This is a genomic window from Collinsella sp. i05-0019-G5, assembly GCF_042851345.1.
Taxonomy (GTDB): domain Bacteria; phylum Actinomycetota; class Coriobacteriia; order Coriobacteriales; family Coriobacteriaceae; genus Collinsella.
In genome coordinates, this window is sequence record NZ_AP031421.1 from 45,124 (window position 1) to 58,846 (window position 13,723).

Here is a 13,723-nt window from a genome sequence, read left to right on the forward strand (position 1 = left end):
CGGCTGGTGGCCCGACTCGCGGCCTCCTGTCCTAAAAAAAGAGTATGGGCTCCTTCGTTCATTCGAACGAAGGAGCCCACGTTTTGTAAGGGGCCTCCTGGCGAATTTTCATTCGCCAGGAGGCCTTTTGCTGTTGATCGAGAATGTCGCTGGACAGTTAGCTCAGATACGTATTTTTCAGAGGGTGTGTAAAGGCCGACCTGAGCCCGATTGGGCTGAATTTGACTTTCTGAACCGGTGGAGACGCTCATATAAGGGGGAGAAAGGTTGTCATGGGGCTCAAAGTGACTTCAAACCACTCTATTAGCGCCAAGAAGCACGGCCAAAAAATACGTATCTGAACTAACTGTCCACAACCCTCCGCAAACCTTTCATTCCAACCCAAATCAGCCAACGTACGTCATAGCAATCCCCGGTAGGTCGAGGGGTGCTTTGCGGGCGGGACAGGCTTTATCTGAACGACTTTGCAAAGCAACCGGAGTGAAGATAAAGCCTGGCCCGCCCGCAAAGCACCACGCAGACCGCAGGGACGGGAGAAGCTATACTACTCTCAGTAGTTAAGGGTCGCGGATCCGCCGCGTCGCCGCTCTCAACAGGAGGTCTTTGTTTATGGCAGATCAAAAGCCGGTCGTCGGGATCATCATGGGTTCCAAGTCCGATCTGGGCGTTATGGAAGGTTGCACCGCCGAGCTCGAGGCGCTGGGTGTGCCCTATGAGCTCGTCATTGCGAGCGCACACCGCACGCCGGCGAAGGTCCACGAGTGGGCCTCGACTGCCGCCGATCGCGGTATCAAAGTGATTATCGCCGCCGCCGGCAAGGCTGCTCACCTGGGTGGTGTCGTGGCTGCCTTTACGCCGCTGCCGGTTATCGGCGTGCCTATGAAGACAAGTGACCTGGGCGGTATGGATTCGCTGCTGTCGATGGTGCAGATGCCTTCGGGTGTGCCCGTGGCCTGCGTTGCCATCAACGGCGCCAAGAACGCCGCTATCTATGCTACGCAGATCCTGGGCGCCTGCGACCCCGAGTATCGCAAGGTTATCGAGAAGATGAAGCAGGAGATGGCCGACGCCTAGGCGTTCCGCCGTTTCACCGCAGTATAAGGAGAGCCATGTCCGACTATCAGGGAAAACGATTCAAGGCTTCTCAGATTCCCGATCCGTCGAAGCCAGGTGCTGCCCGTGCGGCACAGCAGGGTCGGACATCCTCTCCTCAGCAGCCGCGCGCGCCGCGTTCTGTAACGCCGACGTCCCATCGCCGTCAGGATACGCCGGCTGCGTATCGCCCTTCGTCTTATAGCACCGCTAAGAAGCCGCCCCGGTCTTCATCGCATGCCGCGCCGTCGGATTATACCGAGCCGCCGCGCAAAAAGCGCCGCTCCATCATTCCCATTCTGCTCATCATCATCGGTATCGGTCTGATTGTTGCCGCCGCTGCCATCTTTATCAATGCGCAGATCGGTTACAAGCAGGCGAGCGAGTCGTACCAAAAGATCGAAGAGCAATATGCGCCCGCTAAGGACGCCAGCGGCGTGCCGGTTATCGACTTTAATGCCCTTGCCCAGACAAATCCCGAGGTCGTCGGTTGGATTTACGCACCGGGCACCAACATTAACTATCCAGTAGTGCAGGCTACTGATAACTCCAAGTACCTCAACACGTTGTTCGATGGCACGTCCAACGCATCGGGTGCTATCTTCTTGGATTACGAGGACAATGCGCCCGGCATGGTGGATCAGCAGACTACGATCTATGGTCACCACATGAACGACGGATCGATGTTCAATGTGATCTCGGACACGACCGATCAGGCGACGTTCGACAGCATAGAGTACGTGTATTACATCACGCGCGACGCCACCTATAAGCTGCGTCCGCTGGCGACCAAAGTTGTCGAGGACACGTATGCCAAGGCGCGCATACCCAATTTTGAGGGCGACGACGGGCTCAAGAACTACCTGTCCGAGATGCTCGACGGTGCCTCTGCCGTGGCGAGCGATGCCACCGATCGTGCTGCTTCGGCAACCAAGGTCGTAACGCTTGTGACCTGTCGTTCGTTATCGCTGAGCAACACGCGTGCTGTCATGGTGCTCACGCCGGTCGAGGAATAAGTTGTTCGAGAGTAGCTAAAAAAGCCCCGTTCCAAATTGGCTACTCGACGACGGTAAGGGAGAAATGATGCTCGAGAACGGCAAATCGATGCCTTCGGTTGATGCTTGGCTGCGCGAAGCCAAGGCCGATGTTTCGGCGGCTGATTGTGGGATGTACCTGACACACAACGGTGTGGTGCGCGCGACGCCCAAGGCCGAAGTGCGCGGAGTCGAGACCGATGGCGTGGCGCCAGGCCACAAGGTGGGCGGCATGGTGTTTGGCTTCGATGCCGAAAAGGTGCAGGCCGCTATCGAGGCGACGCGCACGATGCCGGGTATCGGCTATGTGCGCGTGTGGCTGGCGAGCGGCGAGCTTACCGTGGGCGACGACATCATGCTCGTGCTCATTGGCGGAGACATTCGCCCGCATGTGGTCGATGCGCTGCAGTCGCTCGTCGGCACCATCAAGAACGAGTGCGTGAGCGAGGTCGAGCGCGAGGCGTAAGGCCTCGTCGGCAATCCGAGTCTGTCTATAGCGAAAGCCCGCCGGCAGTTCATGTAGATCTGCCAGCGGGCTTTGATGTGTTGGAGCTATTTTGCTCTGGCGTTTGCTACACGCGTGTGGCGTCCTTGGGGCTCATGGTCATACTCTGAAAACGGTTCTCCATATATTCGTTATCGAAATGCTTGTCATAGAACTGTGCGACGGGAATATTTCGAACGGTTCCGTTGACGCGCTGATACCAATAGTCGAGCGATTGCAACGTCATGACGCCGTCGATCAACATGACGGCGGTCAGGATGACGGTAGCAGAGTAGCGGCGTTTCCATGGAATCATATTGATGAGCTTAAGCAGGTGCGGCAGCAAGACCTTGATCCAGATGAGGCCACCCAGGCCCCACATGCAGGCAAACGGCGTGCATGTGCGTCCCCCGGTCAATACCGCGATGGGATCGGGCATGCCGAATAGCCTAATGTGTGAATAGCTCCACGACACCACGCCAAATGAGGTCTGCATAAACCAGCCTACAAACACCTCGAAAGCGCCGCCGATCAGGGCACTTACCAGGAAAATGATCAGAGGATTCTTTTTATAGAAGCGGTTGAGCGCCATGGTCATGAGCACCGCGCCAAATCCGTAGATGGGGCTAAAGGGGCCAAATAGCATACCGGCACGGTCCTGATAGACGCCGGGATCGACGACGACCATATGCCAGACTTCCTCGAGAATGAGACCTAACACGCTGCAGACGAAGAATACCCAGAACAGGTTGAAGTAGTTGAGCTTGATGTAGCCCTCGCCGGTTTCGTCGCGGCCGAGCATCCCCTCGGCGGCGGCATCGCGGTCGAGCATCTCTTGCAGACGGCGCTGCAGTTCGCGCTCCTGGCGTAGCGTGGGGTCGACGGTGGCCGACAGCGCAATGAGGATGACAAGCTGGACGGCGGGGCGCAGCAGGAAGGGTCCGATGCCCTGGAGCATCACGTCAACTAAAAGCTCGACGACGGTAAACGCGATAAGGATGTAGGAAAGACGGGCGGCGTTGCGGCGCTGGTTCTTGATGAGGTCCAGGCCAAAGATGATCAAGATGACGGCACTGGCAGCCGAGAGCATGATGCCGGCGACGATAAGGCCGACTGCGACGAGCGTGTTGTCGCCGAGGTTGGCGGCGGCGTTGCCGTTGATGAGCGCGGTGATGACCTGCCACATAAAGGCGCCGACCGACGGGAGCGTACCAACACCGGACAGGATGCACAGGACGGCATACACCTTAATGATGAGGGGGATCTTCTTGACCTCCGTGACGCTGGGGACGCTGGGGTCGAGTTCGTTTCGATCCATACATAACCTTTCTCGTTTTGCTGTAGGTACAAGGATACGCCGCCGACCTGCTAAAAGACAGGACAAACGACCCAATTGCAGCAATGTAAGCCCTAGCGGTGGACGAGACGCGTCGCGACGGAAGCATGCGGGATCGTCGGCCCCGAGGCGGTTGCCCAATAAAATGTTTGGCTGCAAAACGGATTATAAGCTCGGTGGGCTTTTAAAAAGCGCTGTTCATGCGCGGGAGTGCTTGTCTTGCCGTGCGTATAATAGGGCAGGTAACGCCAAATAACGAGGCTCTGAGGGGATGCCATGTCTCAAGAAACCATCCGCGCGGCCGAGCGTGCCGCGGGACAGGTGAAGACCATGTCGACGTATGATCCGGACTCCGACCAGCTGCATGAGGAATGCGGCATTTTTGGTGTGTGGGCACCCGATCGCGATGTGGCTCGACTGACGTACTTTGGTCTGCGCGCGCTACAGCATCGCGGCCAGGAATCGGCGGGAATCGCCGTGGGTGATGGCGGCACGGTTATGGTTCGCAAGGACCTGGGCCTGCTCGACCGCGTGTTCTCCAACGCCGACCTGTCGACACTCTCCGGCCAGCTGGCCGTGGGCCACGTGCGCTATGGCACTGCCGGTGCCAAGAGCTGGGAGGCCTCTCAGCCGCACCTCTCTACCATCAATAGCGTCATTATCGCGCTCGCGCACAACGGTACCCTCGTCAACACCGACGAGCTGCGCCGCCAGCTGATCGAGCTGGGCGTGCCGTTCCTTTCCAATTCGGATTCCGAGGTCGCGACTAAGCTTATCGGTTACTTTACTCAGCGTACAGGCCATCTACGCGAGGGCATTCGCAAGACCATGGAGCTCGTGCGCGGCGGCTATGCCATGACGCTCATCAACGAGCAGGCGCTCTACGCATTCCGCGATCCGCACGGCATTCGCCCGCTCGTGCTGGGCAAGCTGGTGGACGAGGGTCTGGACCAAGCCGATGCCGCATCCGTTTCGCAGCTGCCGTCGCAGGACGGCGCCGCGACGGTCGACGCCACCACCCATGTCACGCGCGCCGGCGGCTGGGTCGTTGCCTCCGAGACCTGCGCGCTCGATATCGTGGGCGCCGAGTACGTCCGCGACGTCCGTCCCGGTGAGATTTTGCGCATCAGCGCCGAGGGCCTTGTGTCCGAGCAGGGCGTGCCTGCCGCCGAAGAGCCTGCTAACTGCATTTTTGAGCAGGTCTACTTTGCTCGCCCCGATTCCATCATGAACGGCAAGAGCGTCTACGCCTGCCGTTATGACATGGGTCGTCAGCTGGCACATGAGGAGCCCGTCGAGGCCGACCTGGTCATCGGCGTGCCCGACTCCGGCCTGCCGCCCGCGGAGGGCTATTCGCACGAGAGTGGCATTCCCTTTGGCGAGGGCCTCATCAAGAACCGCTATGTGGGCCGTACGTTTATCGAGCCTACGCAGGAGCTGCGTGCCATGGGCGTGCGTATGAAGCTCAACCCGCTGCGTGACAACATCGAGGGCAAGCGCCTGGTCGTCATCGACGACTCCATCGTGCGCGGCACCACCATGGTGCAGCTCGTCAAGATGCTGCGCAATGCCGGCGCCAAGGAGATTCATATCCGCATCAACTCGCCCGAGGTCATCTGGCCGTGCTTCTACGGTATCGATACCGACGTGCAGTCGCAGCTTATCAGCGCCAACAAGACGGTCGACGAGATTTGCGAGTATATCGGCGCCGATTCGCTGGCCTTCCTTTCGGTCGAGGGCCTGCTTAAGGTCATGCCCAAGGGCGGTTACTGCGATGCGTGCTTTACCGGCCGCTACCCCGTGGCGATTCCCGAGAGTTTTGGCCGCGACAAGTTCATGGAGGGCTTTAAGCCCCGCAACCTGGACAAGCCGCTGCACTTTGATGACGACGCCGTGGTCGAGAAATACGACGACCGCAGCTGGGAAGAGGAGCACGGCGAGGCCTAAAACCTGCCAAAAAGGGACAGGTTTATTTTGGTAGGTTTTACCTGCTGTTTTGTTGATATGACGGCGCGCGTTGTTATGGCGCGCGCCGAAATGAACGCAACTATGAGCACCGTTTGGCGTCCGCGCGGCGCCACGGTAGTGGGAGAGGAAGGCTCAGATGAGCGACAGCAAGCATGTGACGTATGAGGATGCCGGCGTCGATACCGCCGAGGGCGGCCGCGCCGTCGACGCTATTAAGCAAATGGTTAAGGACACCAACCGTCCCGAGGTCATCGGCGGCATCGGTGGCTTTGGTGGCCTGTTCTCGGCCGCCGCGCTTAAGGATATGGAAGACCCGATTCTGATTAGCGGTACCGACGGCGTGGGCACCAAGCTCGTGCTCGCCCAGATCATGGATCGCCACGAGACGGTGGGCCAGGACCTGGTCGCTATGTGCGTCAACGACATTCTGGCTTCGGGCGCCGAGCCGCTGTTCTTCCTGGACTACGTTGCCATCGGCCACATCGAGGCCGAGCACATGGCAAAGATCATCAAGGGCGTGGCCGATGGCTGTAAGCTCGCGGGCTGCGCGCTCGTGGGCGGTGAGATGGCCGAGCACCCCGGCGTCATGGCTCCGGCCGACTACGACCTTGCCGGCTTTACCGTGGGCGTCGTCGACCGTCCCAAGATGCTCGACCCCGCAAACGTCCGCCCGGGCGATGTGATCCTGGGCCTGCCTTCCACCGGCGTGCACTCCAACGGCTACTCGCTCGTGCGCAAGGTCATCGGCGTCGACGGCATTAAGCCGGGCACGCCCGAGGCCGCCGCTAAGGCGGAGGAGCTGAGCCGTCCGCTCGAGGAGCTCGGCGGTGCTTCGCTGGCAGACGCCCTGCTGGCTCCCACGCGCATCTACGTCAAGCCGATTCTGGAGCTGCTGCGCGGCGGCGCTCCGGTGCACGCCATTGCCCACATCACTGGCGGCGGTATTACCGAGAACCTCAACCGCGCGCTCGCCGACGACGTCGACGCCGTGGTCACCCGCAACGGTGCCGAGATGGGCTGGGACGTTCCTCCCGTCATCACCTACGTGTCGCGCCAGGCCGAGCTCGCGCCCAACGAGGCATGCAAGACCTTCAACATGGGCGTCGGCCTGTGCCTGATCGTCGCTCCCGAGGACGAGGCCGCGGTGACCGAGGCCCTGGTCGCGCTGGGCGAGAAGCCGTTCCGCGTGGGCGAGTGCGTCGAGGGCTCCGGTAAGGTCGTGTACTCCGATGAGCGCTAACGAGCAGATGGCTGCTGCCGAGGGCCTGGGCTTTGTGCCCTACACCCGTCCGACCGGCACCGATACGGCCGAGCCGCTCAAGATCGGTGTGCTCATCAGCGGTTCGGGTACCAACCTGCAGGCGCTGATCGATCTGATCGCCGCCGGCAAGCTCAACGCTTCGATTGAGCTTGTGGTGTCGAGCCGTCCTTCGGCTAAGGGTTTGCAGCGCGCTGAGCGCGCGGGCATCCAGACGCTCACGCTGTCCAAGGATGTCTATGCCGACCCCATCGCCGCCGACGAGATCATCGCGCACGAGCTGCTCGAGCGCGGCTGCGAATATGTGGTCATGGCCGGTTACATGCGCATGGTGCACACGCCGCTGCTGGCGGCGTTTCCCAACCGCGTGGTCAACTTGCATCCGGCACTGCTGCCGAGCTTTACCGGCGCGCATGCGATCGACGATGCCTTTGCGCGCGGCGTCAAGGTAACCGGTGTGACCGTGCACTTTGCCAACGAGATCTACGACAACGGCCCCATCATCGCCCAGCGCGCGCTGGCTGTCGAGGAAGGTTGGGATGTCGACACGCTCGAGGAGCACATCCACGCGATTGAGCACGTGCTGTATCCCGAGGTTGTTCAGATGCTCGCCGACGGCCGCGTCCACGTGCTGGAGAGCGGCAAGGTCGCAATTGACGCGCCTCGCGGCTAGCGGCGCACAGTACAATTTAGCCGAGTAGTCAGGGTGGTCATTGGCGCCAAGGCGCGCGTGGCCACCTTTTGTTTTGGGTAGTCATCGGGAACGGGCTTTAACGACTGGTCATTCAAGAACGTCGCAGGTGACTAGGTGAGAGAGGTGAGCGCATGGCGGATAACGAAGCGCTGTTTACGCCTGAGCTGGTGTTTTTTGATTGGGAGTGTGCGACGCCGGATGAGGTGTTCGCGCGGCTCGAGGGCGAGCTTGCACCACGTGGCTACATTGCATCCGGTTGGCTCGACGCCGTTCGCACGCGCGAGGATGCCTATCCCACGGGTCTTGCCATGCCGGCGGCAAACATTGCCATTCCGCATACCGATCCGGGGTTTGTGGCCAAGCCCTATATCGCGGTGGTGAAGCCCGCCGCGCCCGTGACATTTAACGCTATGGCTGGCATGGGCGCTCCGGTGTCGGCGCAGATCGTCATTAATCTGGGCATCGCCGAGCCGGGAGGCCAGGTCGAAGCCCTGCAGGCGCTCATGAACATCTTTATGGACGCCGATGCCGCAGCCGACGTGCTCGGCCAGACCACGTCCCAGGGCATGGTCGACGCCATCCGCCGCCACTTCTAAGGTGGGGCTGAGTCGGCACTTGGGGACTGTCCCTAACTGCCGGCTGCCAGAGCTGTCCCCTTTGCACCAAAATGGTGCAGATTAATCTGTCCCCAATGCACCAAGCGTGCCGCGGGGGCTGCGTTGTGACACAATGGCGTTTGTTCGATTCGTTATGCGAAAGGCCAACTATGGCAAATAAGAAAAAGAACTCCGAGGCCGCGCCGACGCCCGAGCAGCAGGCCCGCGCTGCCTCCAGCTCTCGCAAGAAGCAGCGCAAGACGTACGTGTCTAAGACCGTCAAGATCGTTCTGGTGGTCATCGGCGTGCTGGCGATGCTGCTTTCCGTCTCGGCGATGGCGTGCTCCGGCCTTATGTCGCAGGCTGAGGACACCTCGGGCTACAAGCTGACCGGCGGTGTTGCTGCCACTATCAACGGCACCAACCTTACCGAGGACACCGTGACCAAGCAGATCATGAGCATGCGCACGTCCTACGGCTACACCAAGGATGAGGATTGGGCGCAGTATCTGGTTGACAACGACCTCACGCCCAAGAAGTACCGCAAGCAACTCATCGACTCCTACACGCAGCAGATTCTGCTTCAGCAGGCACAGAAGGAGAACGGCGTGACGGTGTCGGACGAGGAGGTCGAGAAGGCTTGGAAGGACGCGTGCAAGAGCGCGGGCGGTGCCAAGGCCTTTAAGAAGACCCTCAAGACCTACGGCTATACCGAGGACACCTACAAGGACTCGCTCAAGGAGAGCCTGGCGCAGCAGAAACTCAAGGATGCCGTGGCGCCCACCAGCAAGCCCAAGGACAGCGAGATCGTCGATTACATCAACGAGAATCTGTCTAACTACAACGATGCTCGCCGCTCGTCGAACATCCTGATCAAGGTCGATTCCGATGCTTCCGACGAGGACAAGGCCGCTGCCAAGGCCAAGGCGCAGGAGTGTTTGGACAAGATCAACTCCGGCGAGCTGAGCTTTGAGGACGCCGTGGAGCAGTATTCCGATGACACCGGCTCCAAGGAGAAGAAGGGCAATGTGGGTTGGGATAAGCTCACTACCTTCGTCGACAGCTACCAGACGGCGCTCGAGGGGCTCAACAAGGGCGATGTGAGCGACGTGGTCGAGTCGACGTACGGCTACCACGTCATCAAGTGCACCGACTACTTCCATGTCGATAATCAGGTTGATGACATCAACCAGGTGCCCAAGGCCATCAAGAAGTACGTCTCCAACGTGGTGAAGACGCAGGCGGCCAGTACTGCATACAGTGAGTGGCTGGAGCAGTACAAGAAGGACGCCGACATCACCGTTAACCCCATGCCCAAGGACGTGCCGTACAACGTCAGCCTGAAGGGCGTCACCAAGAGTTCGACCGACGATTCGTCGACGACTGAGTAATCATGGGGCGGTGCTCGCGCGAGTGCCGCCCACGCTATTAGAGAGGATTTGCAGATGACCAACGAAGAGCTGCAGAAGGAAATGATCGCCGCCATGAAGGCCAAGGACAAGGTTCGCCTGTCCATCATTCGCCAGGTCAAGGCCGAGGTGAAGAATATCGAGGTCAACGAGCGCCGCGATGTGACCGAGGAAGACGTCAACAGCATGATCAAGCGTCTGATTAAGCAGACGAGCGAGACGCTGGAGATGTCCATCAAGGCCGGCACCGACCAGGAGCGTACCGACAACCTGACCGAGCAGGTCAAGATTCTGGAGAGCCTGCTGCCCGCGCAGGTTTCGGGCGAGGAGCTCGAGGCTCTGATCGAGCAGGTTATCGCCGAGCTGGGCGCCACGTCCAAGAAGCAGATGGGCCAGGTCATGGGTGCACTCGGCAAGGCCACCGGCGGCAACTTCGATAAGCCGGCCGCGGCAAAGATTGTCGGAGCCAAACTCGCGTAGGGGCCGAGCGGCATATAGTTGATGTTGAGGGGGCGTGGCCATTGCGGTCACGCCCTTTTTGCTGGGCGGTGCTCATTGGGGACAGACTTAAATGAGTACCCAATGAGCGGGTACTCATTTAAGTCTGTCCCCAATGACTAGGTGGAAGGTTGCGGGTTCTTTACGGGAATGTAGTGTGGGCTGCGGAAACGCGGTTCTTTCCGTACAATAGTTCAACTCGTGTAAACGCAGGGAAGGGACATTCATGGCAGACATGATCGAGATCAAGCATCTCAACAAGTACTTTGGCGACCTGCATGTGCTCAAAGATATCAATCTCACCGTCAAGCGCGGCGAGAAGCTCGTAATGATCGGGCCTTCCGGTTCGGGTAAGTCGACGCTCATCCGTTGCGTCGATTATCTGGAGGAGCCCACGTCGGGCGAGGTCGTCATCGACGGTACGCCGCTCACCAAAAAGAATCACCTGGAGATGGCTCGCAAGTATAGTTCCATGGTGTTTCAGCAGTTCAACCTGTATCCCAACATGACGGTGCTCGGCAACCTGACGCTCGCGCCCATCAAGCTTCAAAAGAAGAGCAAGGAGGAGGCGACCGAGATCGCTGTTGCCGCGCTCAAGCGTGTTGGCATGGCGCATAAGGCCGGCGAGTATCCGCAGAATCTCTCGGGCGGTCAGCAGCAGCGCATCGCCATCGCCCGTGCCCTGTGCACCAAGCAGCCCATCATCCTGTTTGACGAGCCGACCTCGGCGCTCGACCCCGAGATGGTCCAGGAGGTTCTGGACGTTATGATTGAGCTCGCGCAGGAGGACATTACCATGATCTGCGTGACGCACGAGATGGGCTTTGCGCGCCAGGTGGCCGACCGCGTCATCTTTATGGAGGACGGCCGCATTCTGGAGGAGGGCACGCCCGAGCACTTCTTCGATAACCCCGAGAACCCGCGCTGCCGCGAGTTCCTGTCCAAGATTCTGCACTAGGCGCGGTGATGGACATGACGGATATGACGAGGGCGGCCGTGTCGCGCCGTCACTTTTTGCAGCTGGCGGGCGCCGGCATGCTTGCGCTGACGGGGACCGCGCTTACCGGTTGCGGCAACTCCACCAGCGGCGAGGGCTCCGACAAGGGCTCCAAGCTTGCGGCCATCAAGTCGCGTGGCCATCTGAATGCCGGCGTTAAGAAGGACGTTCCCGGCTATGGCTATTACGACACCGCCAAGGGCCGCTTTGAGGGCATGGAAGTCGATTTGTGCTACCAGATCGCCGCTGCCGTCTTTGGCGTGAGCTACAAGGAGGCCCGTGCTCAGGAGCTTGTCGAGTTTACCGACGTAACGCCCAAGACGCGCGGTCCGCTGATCGATAACGGCCAGCTCGACGTGGTCGCAGCGACCTACACCATCACCGACGAGCGCAAGAAGAGCTGGGATTTCTCGACGCCGTACCGCACCGACTACGTGGGACTCATGGTCAAGAAGCGTTCGGGCTTTACCTCGATTGAGGATCTGGACGGCAAGGTCATTGGCGTGAGCCAGGGTGCTACCACGCAGGGCCTGATCGAGCAGATGATCAAGGACAACGGCTTTAGCTGCAAGCCCGAGTTTAGGGCCTTTAGTGGCTACCCCATCATCAAGAGTTCGCTCGACGCCGGCAATATCGATGTCTTTGCCATGGACCGCTCCACGCTGGCCGGTTACATGAACGAGACCGTTGAGCTGCTGCAGCCCGAGGTCAAGTTTGGCGAGCAGGGCTACGGTGTGGCGACCAAGAAGGGCTGCGACCTTTCGGCCGTGGTCGATCAGGTGATTTGCGATCGCCTGGCCGATGGCTGGCTCGACCAAGAGGTCAAGACCTGGGGTCTTGTATAGGCGCATCGTCCAAGGAAGGAATCAAATGCTCGAAGGATTATTTGACGCCGACCGTTGGTCGACGACATTTCAAAACATGGGGCCCTTCTGGGAGGGCTTTGGCGTGACGCTGCAGGTGGTCGTTGCCGGTCTGCTGCTGTCGCTGGTGCTGGGCACGCTGCTGGGCGTGTTCTCTACCACTCGCTCGCGCGTGCTGCGCGCCATAAGCCGCGTGTACGTGGAGTTTTACCAGAACACCCCGTTGCCCGTGCAGGTGCTCTTTATGTACATGGCCGGTCCGCAGTTTTTGCAGGCCATAACCGGTGCCGACCAGCCGGTGCGCATTGCGCCGTTCGTGCTGGGCTTCTTGGGTGTGGGTCTGTATCACGCAGCCTACATTTCGGAGGTCATCCGCACCGGTATCGAGGCGGTTCCGCGCGGTCAGATGGAGGCGGCCCAGAGCCAGGGCTTCACCCGTGCGCAGGCATACTGGTACATCGTGCTGCCCCAGACATTCAAGATCATTCTGCCGCCGCTGTGTAACCAGGCGCTCAACCTGGTCAAGAACACGTCGGTGCTGGCGCTCGTGGCCGGCGGCGACCTTATGTACCGTTCCGACAACTTTGTGAGTCTGTACGGTTACCTGCAGGGATACATCGTCTGCTGCCTTATGTACTTCATCATCTGCTTTCCGCTCGCCATGCTGGTGCAGTGGCTCGAGCGCCGCTCCAAGGAGCGTCCGCGCGGCGTGAGCCTGGCCGAGCTGGGGCTCGACAACGTAGAGGAGGCCTAGCGCATGGAAATCTTTAACGCGACCAACCTGCTCTACATTTGGGGCGGCTTTGTTAAGACGATCGAGATCTCGGCGCTGTCGATCTTTTTCTCGCTCATCTTTGGCACGGTGCTGGCGCTCGTTAAAAGCTATGCGCCACGCCCGTTCCGTATTTTGGTGAGCGCCTATATCGAGCTGTTCCGTTGCACGCCAAACCTGCTGTGGATCCTGTTTATCTACTTTACGGTGCAGGGTTTGGACATTGTGATTTCGACCATCGCTTTTACGCTGTTTACCAGCGCTGTTATGGCCGAGATTGTGCGCGGCGGCCTCAACTCGATTCCGCGTGGCCAGTTTGAGGCGGCGCAGAGCCAGGGCTTCGGCTTCTTTGCCACCATGCGCTACATCATTCTGCCGCAGACGTTTAAGACGATCATTCCGGCGCTGTTTAGCCAGTGCACGACCGTCATCAAGGACAGCTCGTATCTTTCGGGCATTAACGTGGCCGAGCTCATGTACACGGCAAACGTCGTGATGGCCCACGCGATCGATCTGTCGCAGGTGCTTATGCTCTACGGCCTGGTGTTTGCGATGTACTTTGTGCTCAACTTTGGCATCTCGCTGTTGGTTCGCGCATATCAGAGGCGAATGGTGGCAGCGTAGCCTGGCTTTCCCTGGCACCCAACCTTGGCCTTCAAACCGTCGCTCGCGTACCAAAGTACGCGTCGCTCCTCTTTCAGGCCAATCTTGGGCACCAGGAA

The 13,723-nt window shown here is 59.7% G+C and carries 14 protein-coding genes; 13 read left to right on the top strand and 1 reads right to left on the bottom strand.

Translation table 11 applies throughout. The features are described 5' to 3' along the window. The first annotated feature begins 609 nt into the window (after positions 1-609). From purE to ACGHIZ_RS00235, 3 genes are all read left to right on the top strand, one after another. Positions 610-1,074, top strand: a complete 465-nt coding sequence (gene purE / locus ACGHIZ_RS00225; RefSeq protein WP_006235810.1) for a 5-(carboxyamino)imidazole ribonucleotide mutase — start codon at positions 610-612, stop codon at positions 1,072-1,074. A 35-nt stretch (positions 1,075-1,109) separates the two neighbouring features. Beyond that, positions 1,110-2,108, top strand: a complete 999-nt coding sequence (locus tag ACGHIZ_RS00230) for a class B sortase (RefSeq protein WP_117746183.1) — start codon at positions 1,110-1,112, stop codon at positions 2,106-2,108. Between the two features lie 64 nt (positions 2,109-2,172). Next, positions 2,173-2,592, top strand: a complete 420-nt coding sequence (locus tag ACGHIZ_RS00235; protein WP_117746184.1) for a molybdenum cofactor biosynthesis protein MoaE — start codon at positions 2,173-2,175, stop codon at positions 2,590-2,592. 106 nt (positions 2,593-2,698) lie between these two features. Here the strand turns inward: ACGHIZ_RS00235 and ACGHIZ_RS00240 are convergent, their stop codons facing one another. Further along, positions 2,699-3,928 (bottom strand): putative ABC transporter permease, encoded by a 1,230-nt coding sequence (locus tag ACGHIZ_RS00240; protein WP_138113621.1) that lies wholly within the window; start codon positions 3,926-3,928, stop codon positions 2,699-2,701. 294 nt (positions 3,929-4,222) lie between these two features. On the opposite strand from ACGHIZ_RS00240, the gene ACGHIZ_RS00245 reads away from it, so the two are divergent. The 10 genes from ACGHIZ_RS00245 (at position 4,223) to ACGHIZ_RS00290 (ending at position 13,625) form a co-directional block, all read left to right on the top strand. Then, positions 4,223-5,893, top strand: coding sequence for an amidophosphoribosyltransferase (locus tag ACGHIZ_RS00245; RefSeq protein ID WP_138113623.1), 1,671 nt, complete (start codon positions 4,223-4,225; stop codon positions 5,891-5,893). 157 nt (positions 5,894-6,050) lie between these two features. Then, positions 6,051-7,154, top strand: a complete 1,104-nt coding sequence (gene purM, locus ACGHIZ_RS00250) for a phosphoribosylformylglycinamidine cyclo-ligase (RefSeq protein ID WP_117655823.1) — start codon at positions 6,051-6,053, stop codon at positions 7,152-7,154. Next, positions 7,144-7,845 (top strand): phosphoribosylglycinamide formyltransferase, encoded by a 702-nt coding sequence (gene purN, locus ACGHIZ_RS00255; RefSeq protein WP_055285383.1) that lies wholly within the window; start codon positions 7,144-7,146, stop codon positions 7,843-7,845. The genes purM and purN overlap by 11 nt, the downstream gene beginning before the upstream one ends. Before the next feature lie 152 nt (positions 7,846-7,997). Then, positions 7,998-8,462 carry a PTS sugar transporter subunit IIA gene (locus ACGHIZ_RS00260; RefSeq protein ID WP_117746187.1) on the top strand — a complete coding sequence of 155 codons (465 nt, stop codon included), beginning with the start codon at positions 7,998-8,000 and terminating at the stop codon, positions 8,460-8,462. A 170-nt stretch (positions 8,463-8,632) separates the two neighbouring features. Beyond that, on the top strand, positions 8,633-9,853 hold the full coding sequence (locus tag ACGHIZ_RS00265) for a peptidylprolyl isomerase (protein ID WP_390448268.1): 1,221 nt from the start codon (positions 8,633-8,635) through the stop codon (positions 9,851-9,853). 54 nt (positions 9,854-9,907) lie between these two features. Then, the gene (locus ACGHIZ_RS00270; RefSeq protein ID WP_006235801.1) at positions 9,908-10,351 is read left to right on the top strand and encodes a GatB/YqeY domain-containing protein; all 444 of its coding nucleotides are present in this window, start codon (positions 9,908-9,910) and stop codon (positions 10,349-10,351) included. Between the two features lie 244 nt (positions 10,352-10,595). Then, a complete protein-coding gene (locus tag ACGHIZ_RS00275) occupies positions 10,596-11,327 on the top strand; it encodes an amino acid ABC transporter ATP-binding protein (RefSeq protein ID WP_124785724.1) in 732 nt (243 codons plus the stop codon). A gap of 8 nt (positions 11,328-11,335) precedes the next feature. Beyond that, the gene (locus ACGHIZ_RS00280; protein WP_082435536.1) at positions 11,336-12,211 is read left to right on the top strand and encodes a transporter substrate-binding domain-containing protein; all 876 of its coding nucleotides are present in this window, start codon (positions 11,336-11,338) and stop codon (positions 12,209-12,211) included. Positions 12,212-12,236: 25 nt separating this feature from the next. Continuing rightward, positions 12,237-12,983, top strand: coding sequence for an amino acid ABC transporter permease (locus tag ACGHIZ_RS00285; RefSeq protein WP_035136546.1), 747 nt, complete (start codon positions 12,237-12,239; stop codon positions 12,981-12,983). A 3-nt stretch (positions 12,984-12,986) separates the two neighbouring features. Then, on the top strand, positions 12,987-13,625 hold the full coding sequence (locus ACGHIZ_RS00290; RefSeq protein ID WP_006235796.1) for an amino acid ABC transporter permease: 639 nt from the start codon (positions 12,987-12,989) through the stop codon (positions 13,623-13,625). The last annotated feature ends 98 nt before the right edge of the window (positions 13,626-13,723 follow it).

What these genes read in the sequence shown, in the direction of transcription:
- purM (WP_117655823.1), top strand. Translation starts at nt 6,051, where the DNA reads ATGAGCGACAGCAAGCATGTGACGTATGAGGATGCCGGCGTCGATACC.
- ACGHIZ_RS00285 (WP_035136546.1), top strand. Translation starts at nt 12,237, where the DNA reads ATGCTCGAAGGATTATTTGACGCCGACCGTTGGTCGACGACATTTCAA.
- ACGHIZ_RS00230 (WP_117746183.1), top strand. Translation starts at nt 1,110, where the DNA reads ATGTCCGACTATCAGGGAAAACGATTCAAGGCTTCTCAGATTCCCGAT.
- ACGHIZ_RS00280 (WP_082435536.1), top strand. Translation starts at nt 11,336, where the DNA reads ATGGACATGACGGATATGACGAGGGCGGCCGTGTCGCGCCGTCACTTT.
- purE (WP_006235810.1), top strand. Translation starts at nt 610, where the DNA reads ATGGCAGATCAAAAGCCGGTCGTCGGGATCATCATGGGTTCCAAGTCC.
- ACGHIZ_RS00240 (WP_138113621.1), bottom strand. Translation starts at nt 3,928, where the DNA reads ATGGATCGAAACGAACTCGACCCCAGCGTCCCCAGCGTCACGGAGGTC.
- ACGHIZ_RS00245 (WP_138113623.1), top strand. Translation starts at nt 4,223, where the DNA reads ATGTCTCAAGAAACCATCCGCGCGGCCGAGCGTGCCGCGGGACAGGTG.
- ACGHIZ_RS00290 (WP_006235796.1), top strand. Translation starts at nt 12,987, where the DNA reads ATGGAAATCTTTAACGCGACCAACCTGCTCTACATTTGGGGCGGCTTT.
- ACGHIZ_RS00235 (WP_117746184.1), top strand. Translation starts at nt 2,173, where the DNA reads ATGATGCTCGAGAACGGCAAATCGATGCCTTCGGTTGATGCTTGGCTG.
- ACGHIZ_RS00265 (WP_390448268.1), top strand. Translation starts at nt 8,633, where the DNA reads ATGGCAAATAAGAAAAAGAACTCCGAGGCCGCGCCGACGCCCGAGCAG.
- purN (WP_055285383.1), top strand. Translation starts at nt 7,144, where the DNA reads ATGAGCGCTAACGAGCAGATGGCTGCTGCCGAGGGCCTGGGCTTTGTG.
- ACGHIZ_RS00260 (WP_117746187.1), top strand. Translation starts at nt 7,998, where the DNA reads ATGGCGGATAACGAAGCGCTGTTTACGCCTGAGCTGGTGTTTTTTGAT.
- ACGHIZ_RS00275 (WP_124785724.1), top strand. Translation starts at nt 10,596, where the DNA reads ATGGCAGACATGATCGAGATCAAGCATCTCAACAAGTACTTTGGCGAC.
- ACGHIZ_RS00270 (WP_006235801.1), top strand. Translation starts at nt 9,908, where the DNA reads ATGACCAACGAAGAGCTGCAGAAGGAAATGATCGCCGCCATGAAGGCC.